Below are 20,555 nucleotides of genomic sequence, written 5' to 3'. Positions count from 1 at the left end.
CCCGCTTTTTTATGGATTTTCTACCTTTTGAACGGCATTATTCGTGATGATCCGATTGCTAAAGGCATTGACCGTTTCGATTTGGATGGTGTCATCGCCATCTAATTGGAAAGCAATAAACCATGCAGGAATATACACATTTTTTTCCCTAACCTTCAAAATCATCGTATAGGCTAATTCCGTCCAGAGAATTTTCGAGTGACTTGGCAGCTTGTTGTTCAGATAAAGCGTATTTACTGCTTCTTTTTCTGAATAGACCGTCATCTTTTCCCTTAGAGGCGTAATATTGGAGATATGTGTTTGCGTATAACGGGCAATCTGCAGTAGATCATCCGTTTGTTCTAAGGTGATATCGATCCGACTTGAGCTGTCATTGAAAGGAATGCCTTCATACGACTGGACCGCCACCACCGTCGGATGATTGGCGTTCAAGACAGAGAGGTTTTCCAAATAGTCATATTCATCCCCAAACAGGACTTGGTCTTTACGTTGCAAGAAACCATTGACGGTTTCTTCCGTTTGAGAATCATCACTGATATAAAAGCCATTGGTTGAGACATGGATCAACTGCTGCCCTTTGACCGTCGACCCTCTTTTGAACTGAGTATTGAGTTGCGGATTTCGTAGTTCTGCCTCAAAATCCGTCTGTTCACCGCTCAAATAATAGCCACTCAAGACCTCGTCTGATAATTCACCAGAATACCGAATGTCCTCAGAATCGAGTCGTTGTTCGATAGGAATCGTTTGGTTTGATTGTGAAACCATCTGATGCTCGCTGCGAGCCTCACTATAAACATTGAATAAAAAGACATTCAGACCAAGAAAAGCGAGGAAAAAAATCCATTCGATTCGTTTAAAATCCAATTAATTCCCCTCCGTTTCTGCTAATTTTGTCATCAATGCATCATAGCTGATCCAAGAAGAGTCATAATTGACATACCAAGCAGGCGTCAAATCAACCAGTGGTGCATCTTTGATCTCCCCCCACTGATAGCCGACGATGATCTGTTGCAACAACGCTGGGTCAGCCCCGGCCACAATCAAATCATTTTTGACTGACAAACTAGAAGGCAATTCAATCTCCGTTTCAGAAGGAATCGGTACTTGGATCGCATTCAAGCTGGCAGAAATCGTCATTTCACGACTGCCGGTCTGACCACTTTCTGAAAAAGCGACACTGATCACCCCCTGGCCGCCAGTACTAAAGACTGGATAGCCTTCGACGAAAACTCGATAATCCAAGTGTTTGTCTTGTTGATCAAAATAGCGGATCGTCCCAAAGTTATTGCCTAGACGAATAATGTAATCCGCACTCAACATTGCCAGATCCATTTCATCGGAACCGTCTGTGGTGGTTTCAAACTTGACTTGCTGCTGATCTTGCAAGACCGTCATGTTTTGCCCACCTTCATAATAGTAGGTATCGACACTTTCGTCATTGATCTTGACATTTTTAGGATTGCTGAAAAAGGCTTCTCGGAACAAACTCTGAGACTGTGTCGAAGAATAGTAGCTGTATTTTTTTAGCTTGATCGAATCCTGCGTATAGTATTGATTGCTGGATCGTTCTTGATCAGTCCTCATTGCCGTCCATTCCCGAGGATTGTCTGCTAGCAAGTGTTTTACTTGGCTTTTATCCCAGTCGATCTTGCCTCGAACTACTCGTTGATGGGTAAAGTCAACAAATTGGATCGTATTTTCTTCGAGATCAAACTGGATGCGAGAAAACGGAAAATCCTCTGTTTCACTTTCGTCCTCTAAGGACAGTTCTTTATCAAAGGTTTTCTCGTAATCTTTCAAGTAAAATGTCGTATAGTAGTTTAAGGATATTCCTTGATCGACCTCTTGGGCTTTCGAAAAAGCCTGTTCTTCACCATAGGTTCGCAGGGTCAAATCACTGATCGTTGCCTCGTTGATCACCTCTTGGATCTCTCGAATCACCGCTTCAGAGTTGGTTTCTTTGATATCCTCTTCATCATTCCATGTTAGATATAGGGGCAAAAACAAATCGCTTTTTTGTTTGTACGTTTGAACCGAAGGATTGACGCCAGTATCTGTTTCGGTGCTGGCATTGTTGAACCCGGTCGGATTTAGCCAAATCATATAGGAGAAATAAAAACTCAATGCGATCATCACGATTAAACCTGCTCGAATGATTTTTTCTGAGATTCTCATACCCACCAATCCTCCTCATACGGTTCATACGGCAACATAATGTAAAATGTTGACCCGCGATTTTCTCGACTTTCCGCCCAAATCGCACCGCCATGAGCTTTGATGACTTCACGTGAGATCGCCAACCCTAAGCCGGTGCCTCCTTGTTGGCGGGCTCGAGCTTTATCGACTCGATAAAAACGATCAAAGATCTTCGTGAGATCTTTTTTCGGAATTCCTAGTCCTTGATCATTGATGCTAAGGACGATGTTGTTATGAGTCTCCATCAATTTCACCGTAATAATCCCACCATCTGGCGAATATTTGATGGCATTATTCATGATGTTGTCGATCACTTGGATCATTTTGTCCGTATCGACTTCTACCCACAATTCTCGTTTGGTGAACTCCCGACGAATCAGATATTTTTTGCTTTCATTCGTCACCATCATGTCAAAACGATCCAACACGAAATTAACCATCTCATTGAAATTGATATATTCCAATTGCAGTTGTGAATTGCCGCTATCCATCCGCGACAAACTCAATAGGTCATTGATCATGCGAATCATCCGATCCGTTTCATCCAAGGTCACTTTTAGAAAGTTCGGTGCAATTTCTGGATCTTTCCAAGCGCCCTCACTCAGCGCTTCGATGTAACTACGCATACTCGTTAGAGGTGTTCGCAACTCATGGGAAACATTGGAGACAAATTCTCGCCGTTCCTGCTCATTTTTTTCTTGTTCCGTGACATCATGCATTACCGCAACTAGACCGGAAATGAACCCGGACTCCCGACGGATCATGGAGAAATCAATGCGCAAGATCAAATTTGTTCCCGTCAAATCATTGCTAGGACGTTCCAAAAGCATGTCTTCAGGATTCTCCAAAAGTTTTCGCAACGTGTATTCTTCATCGATTTCCAATAACGTCAAAATCGACTGCCCGATCGCTTCTTCGTTAGTGACATTCAACAAGGACATCGCCATCTCATTGATGGTTATGACTTTGCCTCGTCGGTCGGTGGCAACTACGCCGTCTGTCATGTGGGATAAGACACTATCCAAGCGATTTCGCTCGGACTCCATCGCCTCTTGAGTCTCTTCGATTCGTTCCCCTAGTTGATTGAAGGTTTCCGCCAATTGTCCCAATTCATCTTTCCCATGAATCGCGACCTTGCGGCTATAATCTCCTTTAGCGATGCGAATCGCTTGTTCCCGCATCTCTCCAATTGGTTGGGTAATCGAACGAGAGACCAATAGTGCCACAATGATCGAAATCACTGCCGCTATCAGCGAGGCGGTAACAAAAATGACCGCCGTCGTACTGACTTCATTGTACTTTGACTCTAGATTGCTCCGTAAATAAAGGGTTCCTAAAACGGTATCCCCTGTCGGTGATTGGATCGACTGGACGATATTGAACACGCGTTGTCCGCTGGATTCATCATAAAGGACTTCACTGCGGTTCGTATCGTAATCACGGTAATCATTTTTTTCTCCCACCGAGCCACGATCATTGATATTGGTAGTTGCACGAATAATCCCTTGCTCATCCACCACCCGCATCTCCAAAATTTCTGAAGAGTTGGTACTCGTTAAGATTCGATTCAAGGAAGCATTCATGGAATCCCAATCCAAACCGTCATCATTATCCATGCGACTCAATTCAGAGCCTAATGTCACCACTAACGTGCTGGCCCGTGCCTCCATGTCGCGTTTGAAGGCATCGACCGTTGTTCTTTCCAATTCGCGAATAAAATACGCCCCGATAATCTGGATCGCAATCAATAAGATCAAGATAAAAGTCAGGGCGATTTTGAAGTTCACCGATTGAAAAAAGCGAACCTTATTTTTCATAGCTTATTCCTGTTCGGGGTTCCGCAAGTAATAGCCCACTCCGCGACGAGTAACCAAATAATTTGGATGGCTCGGGCTGTCTTCGATTTTTTCACGCAAACGGCGCACCGTCACGTCAACGGTTCGGACATCACCAAAGTAGTCATAGCCCCAGACAGTTTGCAATAAATGTTCTCGGGTCATCACTTGACCAAGATGTTTTGCCAAGTAGTGCATCAATTCAAACTCCCGGTGCGTCAGTTCGATGGCTGCACCATTTTTAGTGACCATGTAGGCATCGGGATGAATCGTTAAATCACCAATCGTTAATTCGCTGTTGGTATTGTCGTCTGCTTCCTTCGCAGCTGCCGAGCCGCGACGCAGATTGGCTTTGACGCGGGCCACCAATTCCCGGTTTGAAAATGGTTTGGTTACATAATCATCCGCACCAAGCTCAAGGCCTAGTACTTTATCGATTTCAGAATCTTTGGCTGTGACCATGATGATTGGCATGTCATGGGTTTTGCGCACTTCCCGTGCAACTTCCAACCCATCCATTTTTGGTAGCATCAAATCAAGCAAAATCAGATCAGGATCGACCTCGGCTACTTTTTCTAATGCCTCTTCTCCATCATAGGCGGTATATACTTCATATCCTTCTTTGGTTAAATTAAATTTGACGATATCAGAAATTGGTTTCTCATCGTCCACGACTAGGATCTTTTTCAAAAATGTCACCTCAATTTTTTTTGGTTTCTTACTTATTATACATTATTTAAACAGGCTTTTCATCTTTCCCAAAAACCGCCGCCTCATTCTTAAGGAAAGCACAAAAAAAGAAAGGCACGGGGCCTTTCTTTTTTACTCTTCTAAGAGTTGAATACCGATCCCTAACAACCCAGGACCCGTATGGACAACTAACGCGGGAGAGATTTGCCCAAACAAGATTTCTTTGACCTTAGGAAATTCGGCTTCTAATCTTGCTTTCATCTCTTTGGCTTCTTGTAGTGCATCACCTTGGGCCACGGCTAAACGCACATGGCGATGGTCACCGATGAATTGCTTGATCAAGTCAACGGTTTTATCCAAGCTTTTCTTCCGTCCACGAGATTTTGCGACCGTATAGTAGATCCCTTCTTCATTACAAGAGATAATTGGATTCAATTTCAAAGCATTACCTAAGATGGATGCAACCAGACCGATCCGGCCGCCTTTTTGTAAATACTCTAAGGTAGCTACGTTGAAAAAGACTTTGTTTTTCGGTACTTCATTCGTTAATTGTGCCCGCAATTCTTCCCAAGTCACGCCTTTTTCTAACAGTTCTGCCGCACGAATCGCTTGCAGCCCTGCACCGATCCCGATATTTTTCGTATCAAGGACAAAAACCTCAAGATCCGTCCGTTGTTCACCTAACAGTCGAACGACATTAAACGTTCCACTCAATCCGCTGGAGATGGTTACGGCAAGGACTTTTTCATACCCATCGGCTTTGATCCGATCAAAGATTTCCCCGATCGCCGCGCCATCAGGTAACGAAGTACTAGGAATCTCTTGCGGCAAACGTTCGTAAATTTCTTCGGCAGTAATATCAACTTTATCGGTATAGGTCCGATCCTTGTAAATAATTTGCAATGGCAGCATATACATGCCGTATTGCTCCATGATCTGTGCGGGAACATCGGTACCTGAATCAACTAATAGGGCAATTTTCTCTTTATTCATGGGCTTCTCCTTTATGTGTTTCTAAATAAATGACTTCTAATTCGATTGTTTTTTCTGCCAATAGTTTGTTGGCAAAGGAACGCGTTGCACCTTTCATGGCCACTAATTCAATCGGGATTGGTTCCGATGCCATTTGCTCGGGCTCTCCCATTGCTTCTTTGCCAACAAGATGGATTGCTTTTTCTTGTTCTTCACAAAATACATTATAGGCATTTCTGATTCCGACAGCTTTCCCTTGAAAAAGGATGCCTGTCTTTATTTCTGGAATCGTCAACACTTGCTTCAGCATCGTGATCGCGATCAAAAATGCGAGATGCTTTTGGTTGTAGCGTTTTTTCTCTGGTGCGGGGATCATCCCTTTTTTGACATAATTATTGACCATAGAAGAGGTCAATAGCGGATGTTTTTCTGTTTGGATCACCGGTGATAAATATTGGTCAATCAAAGTGATTACCTGATCCATATACAGTTCCAGGGTTGGCAACTCTTCCCATCTCGGCAGATGGAATTTCAGCAATGAATTGCCCCAATTTTTCATGTCTGCTTGTAATTTTTTCATGTCATCCTCCATTTTGACGAACAGAAGGTTAGATTATCACAAACTAATCATCTAGTTTCGATAACTAGATACATTTTATCACGGTTTTCTGAGTTTTTAAAGCAATCTGATCAATCTTTTAAGAATTTCCTATCATTTGAAATTGGGGAACGAATGGTGTTTTTTTAAGATAACCCCTGTTTTCCAACTGAAAAAAGCGCACATTTTTTTCAAAAGAATGATTGATTTTTAAACACCGGAGTGCTAAGATAATGAAGTACTTTTGGTACGGGCCGTTAGCTCAGTTGGTAGAGCAGCTGACTCTTAATCAGCGGGTCGCGGGTTCGAGCCCCTCACGGCCCATTGGGTGCCAAACCCACGGAACAGGTAAATGTTGGTGCGAAAGCATTTCGAAAACATTTATGCTGTTCCATTTTTTTTGTTTATTATTATCACCTTGCGAATAAAGGGATTTTTTTTGATAAGAGGATTTCTTATTTGAAGAGGTCTGTGTAAAACTTCAAAAACTTTTGAGCGATGAAGAAGGCATCTCAATACGATTCTCTCCCTTACTCAAACGATGACTCATTTACCGATCACGAAACGAGTATTCTACAGATTTAAATCATTTGAGAACATGAGAATTAGAATCATTTTGATCAATCAACTAATCAAAGTAAGCTAACAAAAAATCTGAGCCAGAATGCTATTTATTCTGACCCAGATTTGATTTTGTACGACTCATCAGTCCTTATTGACAAAGAGTCGAAATAGTTTAGCATATTATATCCCACGTTCATAGTGTGACCAAACAGAGAGAATCGTGATCGTTTTACTCTCTTCTTCCACGCTGTATACCAACCTGTGTTTGATATTGAGACGTCTTGAACAGTAAGGTAATCCTGTTAATTTTTCGTAAGGCGGCGGTGTTTGAAAAGGATTTTCCTTAATGACTTTGATCAGTTCATCAAACTTACTAGTTAGATTGATACTCTTCAATTTAGACAAATCTTTGCGAGCATTCTTTTTGATCTTTACATTCTATCCCAATCAATTTCACCTAAGTCTTCACTTTCTTCATTCTCAAAGTGTTTGATCCGATCAAGTACACCCACATTTTGTAAGTTGAGCGTTTCTTGTAAGGAGTTCCAATCGCTCTTACTAATCATGATGACGCTTTCTTCCTCTTTTGTACTCGCAATTTCTACAGGTTGACTGTCAGCCACAACATGCTTAATGATTCCATAAAGGTTTTTTCTTGCATTCGTTGGTGTAATTACTTCCATGTTTTCTCCTCCTTCTATTTAAAAATCTTAAGCATATTATAACGTACGTAAATAAAGAGGAAGAATATATTTAATTTTTCTTACAAGTCTTCAAGTCTTGTAGTAATCGTTTTTTGAGCCTTAACTTGTGGTTTCGATTGCTCAAAGTGCTTACTGTTTGCCGTCCTATTTACCAAATGGGCGGTTTCTTGTATTGATTCTTGGTCTTTAACAGCTGTCATAGTCATTTTGTCTTCAGCGGATTGCTTTTTGATCCGTTTATTAATCGAAGAATGCAACAAGAAAAGAAATTGCCAATCACTGTTTTGCTTCTAGTATGACTGTCCTTTGTGTCCTGCACAGTAATAAGACTAAATGTATTGAAAAGGAGTAAAAACATTTTGATGCTACTTCATTTATTCTTTTGCTCAATCACTACTTCATCTTCATTTATCGGTTCTTCGAATCCTGAAAAAAACCGTTGAAGGATTTCTTCTGTAATAGGAAAAGCGGAATTTGCAGTCTGGACTTTATTTCTGATCGCTAATCGTTTTCGTAAAGTATCATAATCAGCTTTTAGATAGATTACTTTAATCGTCACATCATATGCTGCCAGTAGTTCTCTATAAGCGTCTCGGTGACTTTTAGCCCAAAAACTAGAATCGACAACTACGTTTTTTCCTTCTTGAACAGCCCTTACTGTAAGCTCTTTCAATTTAACTGAAGATAATGACGAAACTTTTGCATATTTTTCCGAAGGGTAATCAACACCATAAACGCCATAGTCTTCCCAAATTAATTCATCTATTGCTAATCTTACATAACCTTCTTGCTCTTTTTGTTTTGAGTAAGTGGTTTTGCCTGCACCACTAACGCCACACATCAAAAGTACCTCAACCATTATTCTCCTCCTACCTTTTCTGATCAATAAACAAAGAGAACGAAAAAACCTTATTTGTAATCAACGCTCGTGTTTTAGACCACTGTTCGCCACCCACATCTGATGATACAATGATAACATTGTTTTTATGAACAACAAGCAGATTGGGAAACAATCGCAAGAAAAATAGTAAGTAAAACCATATATTAGAGAATAGAAGCGTTAGCCACTTAAGCTAACGGATAAATCAAATTTTTGTCCATTTCCACTCTACTATAAAAAAATTATTTTCTACAAAAAATAGGAACGCAAGCCAAAATACGAAAGAAACATCATGGCTAAAACTTATGTATGTAATGGTATCTTTATTCCTATTATTCCAATTTTAAAATAAAATAAGCCACCACTCCAAACTATGATAGAAAAACAAGAATAGACTCTTGAATAGAACTTGAATGCAAAACTACCTCCAAAATCAACGCAAGAGTCTATCTGTATAGATAAAGATCTTTATGTGCAAGTTCTTTTGCACCAATAAAGATCCTTAGAATCAAACAAATCAGAATGCTTTCAAATCAAATGTGATAGTGTCATTGTTCTTTAAAATCAACGCTTGTGCCCCTTTATCGGTCATTTCGTCATTGACGGTATAGACCCAAAATAGATTGGCTTTTTGATCTTGGCTGATGCCGTTGATCGAGGTGATAAAGCCATCTTTTTCTTTGATCGTAAAGTTTTCTTTCATTACTTCCAGCAGCGACTCATTTTCTCGGAACGTTACTTCTTTTGAGGTCACATCTTCTTGATTTTGGATGACGATCGTAGCTGTTCCTTGTTCTTGCTTCAAGGAACTTTGCTGCGTGCTTTCTGACGTTACACTTGCCTGTTGACATCCTGTAGCGACGAGTAATGTGCTCACTAGCATAAATACGACAAATACTTTTTTCATCTATTTCTTCCTCTCCAATAGTCAAAATACTAATCGTTTTTCTATCCAATATGCGGATAAGAGTTATTTTATCAATCCCGTTTTTTCTTAAAGCCCGCATTTTAATTGGATTTTACAGTTTGTGCAGGTACTACAGCCGCCGATTTCCTCAATGGTTCCTTCATGGCAGATGGGGCAGATTTCACCAGAGACGACGGGTTCATCTACTTGAACGACAGGCAGCGGTTCAACTTGTGCGGTCAGCTCATTTTCTACCGCTTCTAAGGTAAGTACTTGTGAATCTCGGCTGCCATCTACATAGACGGTCCCTCCTTTGGCTCCTCCTTCATAAAGATCTCGATAAACCTTGGCTACTTGGCTTACTGTATATCCTTTTGGTGCATTGACCGTTTTTGAAATGGAGCTATCCACCCAACGTTGAATGGTGCATTGCACACCGACATGTTCTTCGGGCGTCAACTCCATAGCGGAAATGAACCATGCCGGCAACTGCGCTTTGGTTCTTTCAGGATGATCCATCAGGTATTCGTCAACGATCTCCGCATTGATTTCAATAAACTTACCTAGTCGACCGCTTCTAAAATAAGAAAAGGAGTAGTAAGGTTCTAAACCGGTTGAAACTCCCGTCATCGTGCCTGTCGATCCTGTTGGTGCAACGGTCAAAAGATGAGAGTTACGAATGCCGAATCGCAGCACGCCTTCGCGGATGTGCGCTGGCATTTTTTTCATGTATCCTGTATCGACAAATTTCTTCCGCAACGCTTGCGTCTCTTGGTCATTTTTTCCAATCAGGAAGGGAAAGCTGCCTTTTTCTTTCGCCAATTCAATGGATGCCTCATAGGCAGTGACTGCCATTTCCTCGAAAATTTGATCAACGAATTGATTCCCTTCTGCCGATCCGTATTTTTTCCCACAGTAGATCAATAAATCTGCCAAGCCCATGATCCCTAATCCAACACGTCTTTCCCCTTTCGCCTGCTGCTCATTTTTGTCAAAAAAGTAAGGCGTTGCGTCAATAACATTGTCTTGGAAACGAACTGCTTTTTTCACGGTTTCTTTTAGTTTGGCAAAATCAACGGTGCCTTTCTGGCGATCCGCCATGTTTGCGAGATTGATGGCTGCCAAGTTACAGACGGCATAAGGGGTTAGGGGCTGTTCACCGCACGGATTGGTTGCCACGACTTTTTGTCCGTATGCTGTAGCATTCGTCATCTTGTTGGCATTATCGATAAAGAAAATACCAGGCTCAGCAGAATACGTTGCACAAAAAGTAATCAACTCCCATAACTCACGAGCTTTGATCCTTTGATAGGTTTTGACTTTATGACCAGCAGCTGCCCATTCTCGCACATCCCCGACTTCCGCCCATTTTGCATCATATTGCGCCATCTCTGCTTCTGAATAATTGTCAATATCTGGAAAGCGCAGCTCATACCACCCATCTGTCTTCACTGCTTCCATGAATTCTCCTGTCAAGCAGACTGAAATATTCGCACCAGTTAAGAAATCACTTTCTTTTACCGTATGGCTGCCACCTATTCGCAATTTTTCTTTTGCCTTTTGGATCATGTCATTATGTTCCTTATCTGACGATTCAGGCAGTTGCGCTAGATAAGTGAACATTCTTTCTTCCATTTTTGTCAAAGGATCAAATTGCAGTTTTTCATTGATCAGTTGTTTGATTGCCGCATTCGTGACTGTTTTTTTCAGGTGAAGCAATACAGCAGGATTTTGAACTTTAGAAAGAATAAACGTAAAAATATCTGGATGCCAATCTGACATCATAATCATCTGCGCTCCGCGACGACTACCTCCTTGTTCGACAAGGTTCGTCAAGTTCGCCAAATCATTCAGCCAAGAAACTGCCCCAGAAGACCGACCACTGACGCCGTGGACCACACTTGATTTTGGTCGCAAGGTCGACCCATTGGTTCCAACCCCGCCACCACGACTCATAATCTCCATGACTTCTTGTCGATGGACAGCAATCCCTTTTCGGGAATCATGGATGAAAGGCATCACAAAGCAATTGAAGTAGGTAACTTGAGAATTTGTTCCTGCTCCATAAAGTACTCTGCCTGCGGGAATTAGGTTTTGCGCCACGATTTGTTGGTAAAACGTCCCAAGGAAGCGCTCCTGGTTATGGGACTCGTTGGCAGAAATTCCTTTGGCAACACGATGCGCCACTTGCTCAAAAAAGAGTTCTAACGGTTTTTCAATGTCACTTTTTCTTCTTTTCACAAGTCCACTGGCTTGTTCATCAGTATCTTCTAACGCTGAACGATAGGCCTCTTCCACTTCGATAGAGACTAGTTCCCCATCGATTGCTTTCACAATACCGATTCCTCGTGCAGGATATTTAGGATCAGCTTTCGTTGTCAAAATCACCAAATCATCCTTACCCAACGTTTGATGGGTTTGATCCTTGAATGAGTAACGATCCAACATAATCAAACGAGCGATTCCCTCAAATGTTTTGGTCATATCCGGTGTGATCGCCGAAACTTCTTGGAACAACTTGATATCCTCGTTCAATTTCTCAATCGTTTGTTTTTTGTAGTCCATTTCTTTCCCTCTCCTTCTAAAAACACAACATATTGTGCTCCGTTTTTATTATCGTACTATATAATGTGTATTTAAATCTTGAATTATATTATTTTCCATGTATAATGAGAATGATTATCAATTAGAAAGTCGGCGATTTTCATGCTTCCTCCCCAATCCAAGGTATTCTCCGTTCAAAGAATTTCTCATTTAGCACTGCTCACCGCAGCGTGTATCGTTGGACGGTTGGTTTTTGTCTTTATCCCTAACGTTCAGCCTATGAGTGCCCTTTTATTTTTAGTGGCTTTTTCTTACTGCTTAACCGATGCGTTGATGATTGCCTTGCTAAGTTTGCTCGGAACAAATATCTATTTAGGCATGGGTCCCTGGACGATCAGTCAATTGGCTGCACTTACCGGCACCATCGTTCTTTTTCAACAGCTTGGAAAAATCCCGATCATCAAGAAAAATCGTATCCTGCAAGCTTTCTTTGCCTTTCTTTGCGGACTTCTTTATGGCTTGATCGTTTCGTTGATGGAGGTTTGGCTTTATCAGTTTCCTTCGTTTCTTGCCTATTACCTTCAAGGACTACTGTTCGATTTCTTCCATGCCAGTGGAAACTTCGTCTTTTATTTGCTTTTATGGCCAGTATTTGAGCGAATAACACCCAGCTCCTATAAATTGAAGAAAAAAAACCAGTGATTTCGATGGAATGAAGAATCCGGCTAACTTTGTTTTCGTGTTTCTTTGAAAGAATGTTAGCGTAAAGTTATTGTTAGAAAAACAAAAAAACTATGGCTACTCTTCTGTTTCCTTTGCTTAAAGATCTATCCAAAAAGTACCAGCTAAAAGCCTTTCGAAAGGGTTTCTTTCATCTTTATGCGTCCATTCATTTAAATGAGACGTTCTCTATTTCATCCACGCCCTTGACCGAATGTAGTAGCATTTCTTTCAGATTATTAATGAATGATGATGTTTGCTTTTTCTATCATCAGAAATTTATTATTTTTTTTAAATAACAATTTAATTTTTCTTGACCAAAAGAATTCAGAGGTTTATCCTAACTATGGAAAATCAATGACTGGATAAAAAAGAGCAGCTGAAATTTTTTTATTCAATTTGACCTTTGACATTTGTGAAAAAGTGCATAAGAAACTTGATAGTGATCAAGCGCTTATGGAAAGAAATTTTTTTCTCACTAAATTTCAAAAAACGCTCTATTTTAACCAGTCAGAAAAATCATTTTAAGAAGGAGAAAGCGATGAATGAGAAACAATTACGCTGGTATAATATTGCGCTGATGGCGTTCGTCTCTGTTTGGGGACTGGGAAATGTTGTAAACAATTACGCTCAACAAGGATTGACTGTTGTTGTTTCGTGGCTATTAATTATGGCTCTTTATTTTGTACCCTATGCATTAAGTGTTGGTCAGTTAGGATCGACCTTCAAAGAGTCAAGTGGTGGTGTCTCCTCATGGATCAAAGAAACCTCAACAAAGCGGTTGGCTTTTTTTGCTGCTTGGACTTATTGGGTCGTTCACGTGCCCTACTTGGCACAAAAACCCCAAGGAATTTTAGTATCCTTGAGTTGGTTATTTAAAGGAAATGGTACATTTGTATCGACGATGGGTTCCATGGAAGTCTCGTTGATTTGTTTAGCTATTTTTCTATTCTTTTTATGGATTGCCTCTAAAGGATTGACGACCTTAAAAATGATTGGGAACATCGCGGGAACAGCTATGTTCGTGATGTCAATTCTTTTTATTCTTTTAGCAGTCACCGCTCCAGCAATGACTGGTGCTGAAATTGCTACACCAAACATGTCATCTGTTTCAACCTATATCCCTAAATTTGACTTTACCTATTTAACCACGATCTCGATGCTGGTATTTGCGGTAGGTGGCTGTGAAAAAATCTCGCCTTACGTAAATAACACAAAAAATCCTGCAAAAGAATTTCCAAAAGGCATGATCTTTTTAGCCGGTATGGTGGCGTTATGTGCCTTGCTCGGCTCGATTGCTATGGGGATGCTTTTTGATGCCAACCATATTCCAGAAGATTTGATGGTCAACGGCGCTTATGAAGCCTTTCAACGACTTGGAAACTTCTACGGAATCGGCAACTTCTTTGTCATTCTTTATTCCATCGCCAATGCGTTGGCGCAAATCTCTGCTTTGGCCTTTTCAATTGATGCCCCATTGAAAATATTACTGTCTGATGCTGATTCAGAATTTGTACCAAATGGCTTAGCAAAACTAAACAAAAAAGGAACACCAGTAAATGGATATATTATGACTGGTATCCTGGTAAGCATTTTGATCATTATTCCAGCACTAGGAATCGGCAATATGACCGAACTGTACCGTTGGTTGCTGAACTTGAATTCAGTTGTCATGCCACTGCGTTACTTATGGGTCTTCTTAGCCTTTATGCTAGTCAACAAACACGCCAATCGCTTTACTTCCGATTATAAATTCGTGAAAAACACCAAAGTTGGCTTTGGGATTGGCTTATGGTGCTTCTTGTTCACGGCCTTTGCCTGCATTTTAGGGATGGTTCCTAAGCTTGATTATGCGGCAGATCCGCAAGCTTGGTTCTTCCAATTGGCCTTAAATATCATTACGCCGATCGCCTTTCTTTTGATTGGCTTGATCTTGCCAATCATTGCGAAACGTGTAAATAAAAAATAATCATTTGCTCAAAAAAGAGGTGTCCGACAACTATTTCGGTTGTCGGGCACCTCTTTCTTTGTAAATGAACTTCTCCGCCGCGTGCGGTATTTGGTCCATCCTCTTACCGAAGCGTTCATTCCTCTTTGTTGTACTCTTTGTTGTGCTCTTTGATTCCATACTTGATCCATTGCACCTTATAGCGGAAATCTTTGATCAGCTCTTTTGCGGTCCATTCATTCGAAATAAAATCTGTCAGACTATCCATCACGACCGCCATAATAAAGTAAAGGAAACTGACGGCTTCTTGCGTATCATGGATCGTGAAGCGATTTTCTTCCAACAGCTCCAACCATTGGCGAATCATGGGCGAATCGTCAGGGATCGCATCGCGCTTCGTCCAGGCATTGCTTTGGGTACATAAGTGGATCATTTTCCAATGATCATCTTCAGGTGACCATTGACTGCACCAAGCCAAGTATTCTTCGATCCCTTTGAAAAAATCATTTTTGTTGCGATTGATAAACGTAAAAATCGCAGAATGGATTTGGTTGGAATAGTTGGTGATCGCATAGTCATAGGCATCTTCTAAGTTTTGAAAGTACTTGTAAAACGCCCCTCTAGAAATGTGCGATTTTTCGACGATGGCAGAGACCTTGACTTGACTGATATGCTTGCTGAAGAATTCTTCTAAAAGCACGGCATCGATTTTTTCTTTTTTCTCTTGTTTTAAATGAAAAAATGTTGTACTTGGCAAGGGATTCTCCTCCATCATTCGCAATCTACTCCCTCTATTATAAACAAATCCCTCTACTTTTCCACTCAGACTTGTGCAGTTTCTCTTGATGGGGCGTTTTGTTCGATCAGATTGCCATCTTCCATTCGGAAAATGCGATCACTCCATTGGATCATTCGCTCGTCGTGGGTGACCATAACTGTCGCTTTCTTTTTCTCATGCGCTTCTTTCACTAATAACTTCACGACTTCATACGCATGATCGGTGTCTAAGCTGGCAGTTGGTTCATCCGCTAAAATCAAGCTTGGGTCATTAAACAAGGCCCTGCCGATCGCTACTCGTTGACGTTCCCCACCAGATAAATCGCGGGGAAACTTGTCTTGAAGATCGAGAATATCTAATGAAGCAAGCAATTCATCAATCCGTTCCTTTTCCTTGGCTTTTCCTGAAACTTTGTCGACCAAATAAAATTGTTCCTTTACTGTTAGAAAAGGGATCAAATTCGAGCTTTGCAAGATAAACCCAATCTCTTTAAAACGCAACTTCCCTCGTTGCTTTTCATTTAATTGGGAAAAGTTGACCTGGTTGATGATGATCTCTCCGGCTGTTGGACTTTGTAAGCCGCCAGCGATGGTCAAAAAGGTACTTTTTCCTGAACCAGAAGGACCGATGATACTGACAAACTCCCCTTCTTGAACGTGAAAATTCAGTCCTTTTAGTGCCGTTACTTCGGTATGCTGCTTGCCAAATTTTTTTATAATATCCTTCATTACTAAAATGTCTTTCATCTTTGTTACCCTCCTATTGCCGTTATTGGATCGACTTTTATGACCGTCCGAATGGAGAATAAGCCGCCTAGAACTGCCACGAGAATCAAGATGCCGCTATAAAGCAGCCATTGCTTTAATTCAAAGAAAAATGGCATGGCATCTGGTAAAAACAAGCTGGTGCCGTATGCCGCCGCAAAGGCTAGGGCTACCCCGATCACTCCTACCATAAATGCTTGCGCAATAATTGATTTGGCAATGAAGCTGGTCCGAATCCCTTGGGCTTTCATCACACCAAAAATCGCTGTTTTTTGTAGGGTGATCACATACATGAAAATCCCCACGATTGCCGTTGCAACAACAAACAAGAAGTAGATCATGGCATTTAAGGTCAAGTTTTGGGCAGAAAATCCGGGAAGCTTTTCAATAAAGTCTTCCGTTGCCAACACTTTGAGCTGGGTTCCTTCCTGGTTATTGACTTTCGGATCACTTGATTTGGTCACAATGATATTGATTGGCTGCTCCTTGTCAGATGCAAATGGTTGATTAGCAAACTTCATTTTCGTCCAAGTATCGAGGGAAGTATAAATCACTGGTGACACCGTATAAGACGTTTCTGGGGTGATCCCAACGACTTTGAAGGTTTCATCTGAGCGTCCGATTTTCACTTGATCCCCGACCTTGATACCTTCTTCTGCTAAGTTTTCTGAAATCGTGATCTCATTTTCTTTTGAAAACAGCTTGCCCTCTAAGACTTCTGGTAACAAGAACGCATCGTCTTGTGTACCAAAAACAGTCACATTGACTTGTTCATCGTTGACCGTAATGACACTGCTGTATAAACCAATTGGGGCTTTTTGTGTCCCTTCTACACGGTCTAAATCCCCTCTCGTCAATTGCGAAGCCGCAAATGTGTCATTCGCATCTTCTGATAAAACGATCGCGGATGAATCCCAGTCGACGATGGCCTTTTTAAAATCCCAGTTAAGTCCGGTAGCTAAGCCAGACAATATAAAAACAACATAGGCGATCAAAAACATGATTCCTACGATCAACCCATATCTTAATTTTGAATAACGCATTTCTTTTATAGCCAGAAACATTGTTCTTTCCTCCTACTTTCCAAATATTGACAAAGTGTCACTTTTTGAAGAATACCACATAAGGTGACACTTTGTCACTTTTTACAACTCGGAAAGTTTGTAAGGTTGATCGATCATTCTTTTTCTGTCATTCACTGAGGATGTTTTTTCCTAAAGGAGTGTGAATAAAGAGAGTTGAATATTGGGCGTTTCGCGTAAAATACGCCATTTCCTTTTAACATTCTTTGCTAGATGAAAAAAAGCATGGCAGACCGTAAATAGTCGAACCATGCTTTGGCAAAAACGAACACGAGGATTTCATTATTGGTGTTCTAGAGATCAGCTGACTTTGCTTTGTCCAATTGTGGAAATTACTGCTCGTAACTGATGACACGAAGTATCAAATTGCCGTTTTTCCTCAGGTGTAAGCGTCAATTCAATAATTTCGCGGACGCCGTTTTGGTCCACGACTGCAGGAACCCCTGTGAATAAATCGTTGATGCCATATTCCCCATTAAGGTAGGAAGATACCGGCAGAATCGCTTGCTCATCATTTAAGATCGCTCGAACGATTCTTGCGACACTCATCCCTATCCCGTAAAAAGTTGCTTGTTTTCGATCGATGATTTCATAGGCAGCATTTTTTACTCGTTCAGAAAGAACCGCTAGATCGGCAACGGTCAAACGATCCTTTTGCTTGATCAATTCTACGATCGGTTTCCCACCGATCGTTGTATGGGACCAGACAGCGACTTCCGAGTCACCGTGTTCCCCAATGATGTACCCATGAATATTCCGTGGATCGATGGCTAATTTTGCCGCCACTTCTTTTCGAAGTCTTGTGGTATCGAGGGTCGTTCCCGTACCAACGACCCGATTGGCTGGCAACCCGGACACACGCCATGCTTGATAAGTTAAGACATCGACTGGGTTTGAAGCGATAACAAGCACGCCATCAAAGCCTGAATCCATCACTTGTTTTGTGACGCTTGCCATAATTTCGGCGTTCACATCAATCAATTCAAGCCGTGTTTGTCCTGGCTTTTGGTTGACCCCTGCGGTAATAACCACGATGCCAGCATCTTTACATTCCGAGTACTCTCCAGCCCAAACTTTGATGTTTTCTTGCCCCCATGACATACCGTCTAACAAATCGAGGGCTTCTCCTTCTGCTTTGTCCCGATTGACATCGATCAAGACCAATTCATTGATCAGTCCTTGATTGATCATGGAATACGCAATGCTCGTTCCAACGAAACCTGTTCCGACAACGACAACTTTTCTGCTTGTACTTTTCATGTGCGATCCCTTCCTTTTCTTTTCAAATACTTGTGCTATTGTTTTGCGTATATTACGTATTTTCTCAAAAAATGTATGTTCTCTTGTGTACTCTTGTGTTTCCTTAATAACTATGACCGGCAATCAGCGCTTTGGCTTGCTGATACAAATGAATTGCATATTTTCCTAACACATAGCTGACAACAATCACGGCAAAGCTGGTTTCAATAATCGTTAAGGCTTGTAGAAACCCAAATATCAGTGGGTGATTCACAAAAAACAGCGCTGATTTGAACATAGCCGTCGCTGAAATCACAAGAGGAAACGTAAATGCCGCATAGCTTGGGTAAAAGCCGACTGCCAGCATGTTTTTCATATAAGCGACGACACAGAAATAAATCGTTTGTGACAATAACAGCATAAAGGCGACAAACCAAGCAGAGCCTTGTTCAAATACGGAAAGGTAACCTGCTAAGCAAAGAGACCCTGGTGCTGTTAAAATCGTGATCAAAGGAACTGCCGCACGTTCCGTCAGCTTCTGATGGACGATTCGTTTTAAAATAATCGGCAAAAGCGCAAAATACAATACCAATGCGATCCAGACGATCACTTCCCCCAGCTCTTTAAAAAAGACAGCAGAAGTATTGGGAATGACGCCAATACCGACAAAGGTAATAAACCAGCTCGGATAAATGTATTCCAGCGAAAGGTCGACAGGCAAAATATGCACGACAACAAAATAGATCATTAAAGCAAAATGTAAGCCGATAGCCCCCCACCAGAGCAGATCATTCACCACTGCATCGGGAATGACCCGTTCAAAAACAGTGGAAATCACCATCAGCGCCATCGTAAAGGTCGGCGCCACAGAAGCAACGATTGGGTTTTGCAACTCTGACATCGTGTGCTTAAATGTAAAGCATACTTTCAGAAGGAAGAGCCCCATGATGAAAATACCAAGGGTGCAAAACGCATTTCCAACCGTCTCCATTCCTTCTGAATACAATAAATTCCCCAAAGACACAGTGCCTAAAATCAAGCCACAAATCGGGATTGGCAATGAATGTAAAAAATGCTGGATCGATGTTTTCATCAACTCATCCTTTCTAAACGTATGAAAATTTCAACTAAATTTGCTTTCTTTTTTCTCTACACTTATACTATAATCACCTGATAACTATTTGTAAAATTGTACTTTTAAATACTAATTATAAATATTATTAATAATAAAGGAGTCCGCAAAATGATTGAATTGCTCAAAACCTTCATTGTTGTTTATGAAACGAGAAACTTTAGTCTTGCCGCCAAACAACTCTATAAAACTCAACCAACGATTTCCTTGCAAATCCAACGCTTAGAGGCCGAACTTGGCTTCAAACTTTTTGAACGTAAAGGAAAACAATTGATTTTACCCACCAGCCAAGCGGAGTTTTTGTATCCTCGTGTGGTCGAGTCTCTCCGCTCATTGTCCACTATTTTTTCGCAAGCCAAAGACACCAAAAATTTTAAAACAGAGTGTGTGCTCGCTTGTTCGAATACGACCGCCGTCTACTTACTGCCCAGCATCATGGCGCAGCTGATTGAAGAATTTCCAACGTTTGCCTTTGAAATCAAAATCATGAATTCTCAAGAAGTAATCGATGCCGTCGAATCAAACAAAGCCCATATTGGCCTGATCGAAAAATCAATCGTTTCGCCATTGATCCAAAAAGAATTCGTTTATCGCGATGAATTGGTGTTAGCAGGCAACCTCGCTTCTGATTTTTGGGTCTTGCGGGAAAACGACTCGGGGATGTACTACATTAACGAAACCTATCTGTACGCACAGCACTTGCATCCGCAAATCATCAAAGCCAATAACAGCGAAGTGATTTTGTCCCTACTAAAACAAAACATCGGCAAATCGATCATCTCGAAACTTTCATTACCAGAAGAGTTGCCTTGGCAGGAACTTGATCCAGAGTACCGCTATCGTGATCTTTTTATCATTCAGAATCGTCAGCGTGCGACGCCGGAGACCGGAGAGATTTATGAGGAGATTAAACGGCTGTTGTTGGAAAGGAATAGAGCTGCTGGTACTGGTGAATCGAGAAGATAACAAAATATCCTTTATACTGATTCTTAAGAAAATTTC

General features: G+C 41.3%; 19 protein-coding genes, 1 tRNA gene and 1 pseudogene. 5 read left to right on the top strand and 16 right to left on the bottom strand.

Annotated elements, in window-relative coordinates:
* Positions 1 to 9 precede the first annotated feature (9 nt).
* From IGK85_RS03710 to IGK85_RS03685, 6 genes are all read right to left on the bottom strand, one after another.
* Positions 10 to 864, bottom strand: a complete 855-nt coding sequence (locus IGK85_RS03710; protein ID WP_005237391.1) for a two-component system regulatory protein YycI — start codon at positions 862 to 864, stop codon at positions 10 to 12.
* Positions 865 to 2,175, bottom strand: coding sequence for a YycH family regulatory protein (locus IGK85_RS03705; RefSeq protein WP_008377230.1), 1,311 nt, complete (start codon positions 2,173 to 2,175; stop codon positions 865 to 867).
* Positions 2,172 to 4,013 (bottom strand): cell wall metabolism sensor histidine kinase WalK, encoded by a 1,842-nt coding sequence (gene walK, locus IGK85_RS03700; RefSeq protein ID WP_008377228.1) that lies wholly within the window; start codon positions 4,011 to 4,013, stop codon positions 2,172 to 2,174. The genes IGK85_RS03705 and walK overlap by 4 nt, the downstream gene beginning before the upstream one ends.
* A 3-nt stretch (positions 4,014 to 4,016) precedes the next feature.
* The gene (yycF, locus tag IGK85_RS03695) at positions 4,017 to 4,721 is read right to left on the bottom strand and encodes a response regulator YycF (RefSeq protein WP_008377226.1); all 705 of its coding nucleotides are present in this window, start codon (positions 4,719 to 4,721) and stop codon (positions 4,017 to 4,019) included.
* A 132-nt stretch (positions 4,722 to 4,853) separates the two neighbouring features.
* Complete coding sequence (locus IGK85_RS03690; RefSeq protein WP_005237394.1) at positions 4,854 to 5,714, bottom strand: DegV family protein; 861 nt, start codon at positions 5,712 to 5,714, stop codon at positions 4,854 to 4,856.
* Positions 5,707 to 6,273, bottom strand: coding sequence for a DUF1836 domain-containing protein (locus tag IGK85_RS03685; protein WP_008377223.1), 567 nt, complete (start codon positions 6,271 to 6,273; stop codon positions 5,707 to 5,709). Before IGK85_RS03685 ends, IGK85_RS03690 begins: the two co-directional genes overlap by 8 nt.
* A gap of 269 nt (positions 6,274 to 6,542) precedes the next feature.
* Between IGK85_RS03685 and IGK85_RS03680 the strand changes: the two genes are divergently transcribed.
* A tRNA-Lys gene (locus IGK85_RS03680) sits at positions 6,543 to 6,615 on the top strand.
* Positions 6,616 to 6,767: 152 nt separating this feature from the next.
* Positions 6,768 to 6,937 (top strand): annotated as a pseudogene (locus tag IGK85_RS03675) (ISL3 family transposase); the annotation flags it as partial.
* Positions 6,938 to 7,035: 98 nt separating this feature from the next.
* Here the strand turns inward: IGK85_RS03675 and IGK85_RS03670 are convergent.
* The 5 genes from IGK85_RS03670 to IGK85_RS03650 all read right to left on the bottom strand — a co-directional run bounded on the left by IGK85_RS03670 (position 7,036) and on the right by IGK85_RS03650 (position 11,911).
* Positions 7,036 to 7,260 (bottom strand): Txe/YoeB family addiction module toxin, encoded by a 225-nt coding sequence (locus IGK85_RS03670; protein ID WP_016613766.1) that lies wholly within the window; start codon positions 7,258 to 7,260, stop codon positions 7,036 to 7,038.
* A gap of 26 nt (positions 7,261 to 7,286) precedes the next feature.
* Positions 7,287 to 7,538, bottom strand: a complete 252-nt coding sequence (locus IGK85_RS03665) for a type II toxin-antitoxin system Phd/YefM family antitoxin (RefSeq protein ID WP_005237397.1) — start codon at positions 7,536 to 7,538, stop codon at positions 7,287 to 7,289.
* 391 nt (positions 7,539 to 7,929) lie between these two features.
* Complete coding sequence (locus tag IGK85_RS03660) at positions 7,930 to 8,418, bottom strand: AAA family ATPase (protein WP_005237399.1); 489 nt, start codon at positions 8,416 to 8,418, stop codon at positions 7,930 to 7,932.
* Between the two features lie 538 nt (positions 8,419 to 8,956).
* Positions 8,957 to 9,346, bottom strand: coding sequence for a DUF4430 domain-containing protein (locus IGK85_RS03655; protein WP_008377219.1), 390 nt, complete (start codon positions 9,344 to 9,346; stop codon positions 8,957 to 8,959).
* Positions 9,347 to 9,433: 87 nt separating this feature from the next.
* Positions 9,434 to 11,911: a vitamin B12-dependent ribonucleotide reductase gene (locus IGK85_RS03650; RefSeq protein WP_008377218.1), complete on the bottom strand. Its 2,478-nt coding sequence runs from the start codon at positions 11,909 to 11,911 to the stop codon at positions 9,434 to 9,436.
* A 141-nt stretch (positions 11,912 to 12,052) separates the two neighbouring features.
* On the opposite strand from IGK85_RS03650, the gene IGK85_RS03645 reads away from it, so the two are divergent.
* Together IGK85_RS03645 and IGK85_RS03640 are read left to right on the top strand one after the other, a co-directional pair.
* Positions 12,053 to 12,592 carry a hypothetical protein gene (locus IGK85_RS03645; RefSeq protein WP_008377217.1) on the top strand — a complete coding sequence of 180 codons (540 nt, stop codon included), beginning with the start codon at positions 12,053 to 12,055 and terminating at the stop codon, positions 12,590 to 12,592.
* Between the two features lie 559 nt (positions 12,593 to 13,151).
* A complete protein-coding gene (locus IGK85_RS03640) occupies positions 13,152 to 14,579 on the top strand; it encodes an APC family permease (RefSeq protein ID WP_005225272.1) in 1,428 nt (475 codons plus the stop codon).
* A gap of 115 nt (positions 14,580 to 14,694) precedes the next feature.
* On the opposite strand, the gene IGK85_RS03635 is transcribed toward IGK85_RS03640, so the two are convergent.
* From IGK85_RS03635 to IGK85_RS03615, 5 genes are all read right to left on the bottom strand, one after another.
* Positions 14,695 to 15,333 (bottom strand): TetR family transcriptional regulator, encoded by a 639-nt coding sequence (locus tag IGK85_RS03635; protein WP_008377216.1) that lies wholly within the window; start codon positions 15,331 to 15,333, stop codon positions 14,695 to 14,697.
* Between the two features lie 47 nt (positions 15,334 to 15,380).
* The gene (locus IGK85_RS03630; RefSeq protein WP_008377215.1) at positions 15,381 to 16,082 is read right to left on the bottom strand and encodes an ABC transporter ATP-binding protein; all 702 of its coding nucleotides are present in this window, start codon (positions 16,080 to 16,082) and stop codon (positions 15,381 to 15,383) included.
* A gap of 5 nt (positions 16,083 to 16,087) precedes the next feature.
* Complete coding sequence (locus IGK85_RS03625) at positions 16,088 to 17,164, bottom strand: ABC transporter permease (RefSeq protein WP_008377213.1); 1,077 nt, start codon at positions 17,162 to 17,164, stop codon at positions 16,088 to 16,090.
* 318 nt (positions 17,165 to 17,482) lie between these two features.
* Positions 17,483 to 18,442, bottom strand: a complete 960-nt coding sequence (locus IGK85_RS03620; RefSeq protein WP_008377211.1) for an L-lactate dehydrogenase — start codon at positions 18,440 to 18,442, stop codon at positions 17,483 to 17,485.
* Between the two features lie 103 nt (positions 18,443 to 18,545).
* Positions 18,546 to 19,514, bottom strand: a complete 969-nt coding sequence (locus tag IGK85_RS03615) for a TDT family transporter (protein ID WP_008377209.1) — start codon at positions 19,512 to 19,514, stop codon at positions 18,546 to 18,548.
* Positions 19,515 to 19,664: 150 nt separating this feature from the next.
* Between IGK85_RS03615 and IGK85_RS03610 the strand changes: the two genes are divergently transcribed.
* On the top strand, positions 19,665 to 20,519 hold the full coding sequence (locus IGK85_RS03610) for a LysR family transcriptional regulator (RefSeq protein ID WP_008377207.1): 855 nt from the start codon (positions 19,665 to 19,667) through the stop codon (positions 20,517 to 20,519).
* Positions 20,520 to 20,555 lie beyond the last annotated feature (36 nt).

The organism is Enterococcus sp. AZ015 (genome assembly GCF_050499225.1).
In the GTDB taxonomy this organism is placed as follows: domain Bacteria; phylum Bacillota; class Bacilli; order Lactobacillales; family Enterococcaceae; genus Enterococcus_D; species Enterococcus_D entomosocium.
The sequence above is the reverse complement of the archived record's forward strand: the minus strand, read 5'-3'. Positions and strand labels throughout refer to the sequence as shown.

Bases quoted from the DNA above. Each gene is read 5' to 3' on its own strand.
- IGK85_RS03650 (WP_008377218.1), bottom strand. From the start codon at position 11,911: ATGGACTACAAAAAACAAACGATTGAGAAATTGAACGAGGATATCAAG.
- IGK85_RS03625 (WP_008377213.1), bottom strand. From the start codon at position 17,164: ATGTTTCTGGCTATAAAAGAAATGCGTTATTCAAAATTAAGATATGGG.
- IGK85_RS03630 (WP_008377215.1), bottom strand. From the start codon at position 16,082: ATGAAAGACATTTTAGTAATGAAGGATATTATAAAAAAATTTGGCAAG.
- IGK85_RS03660 (WP_005237399.1), bottom strand. From the start codon at position 8,418: ATGGTTGAGGTACTTTTGATGTGTGGCGTTAGTGGTGCAGGCAAAACC.
- IGK85_RS03665 (WP_005237397.1), bottom strand. From the start codon at position 7,538: ATGGAAGTAATTACACCAACGAATGCAAGAAAAAACCTTTATGGAATC.
- IGK85_RS03635 (WP_008377216.1), bottom strand. From the start codon at position 15,333: ATGATGGAGGAGAATCCCTTGCCAAGTACAACATTTTTTCATTTAAAA.
- IGK85_RS03640 (WP_005225272.1), top strand. From the start codon at position 13,152: ATGAATGAGAAACAATTACGCTGGTATAATATTGCGCTGATGGCGTTC.
- IGK85_RS03655 (WP_008377219.1), bottom strand. From the start codon at position 9,346: ATGAAAAAAGTATTTGTCGTATTTATGCTAGTGAGCACATTACTCGTC.
- IGK85_RS03615 (WP_008377209.1), bottom strand. From the start codon at position 19,514: ATGAAAACATCGATCCAGCATTTTTTACATTCATTGCCAATCCCGATT.
- IGK85_RS03645 (WP_008377217.1), top strand. From the start codon at position 12,053: ATGCTTCCTCCCCAATCCAAGGTATTCTCCGTTCAAAGAATTTCTCAT.
- IGK85_RS03705 (WP_008377230.1), bottom strand. From the start codon at position 2,175: ATGAGAATCTCAGAAAAAATCATTCGAGCAGGTTTAATCGTGATGATC.
- IGK85_RS03620 (WP_008377211.1), bottom strand. From the start codon at position 18,442: ATGAAAAGTACAAGCAGAAAAGTTGTCGTTGTCGGAACAGGTTTCGTT.
- IGK85_RS03610 (WP_008377207.1), top strand. From the start codon at position 19,665: ATGATTGAATTGCTCAAAACCTTCATTGTTGTTTATGAAACGAGAAAC.
- IGK85_RS03690 (WP_005237394.1), bottom strand. From the start codon at position 5,714: ATGAATAAAGAGAAAATTGCCCTATTAGTTGATTCAGGTACCGATGTT.
- IGK85_RS03685 (WP_008377223.1), bottom strand. From the start codon at position 6,273: ATGAAAAAATTACAAGCAGACATGAAAAATTGGGGCAATTCATTGCTG.
- walK (WP_008377228.1), bottom strand. From the start codon at position 4,013: ATGAAAAATAAGGTTCGCTTTTTTCAATCGGTGAACTTCAAAATCGCC.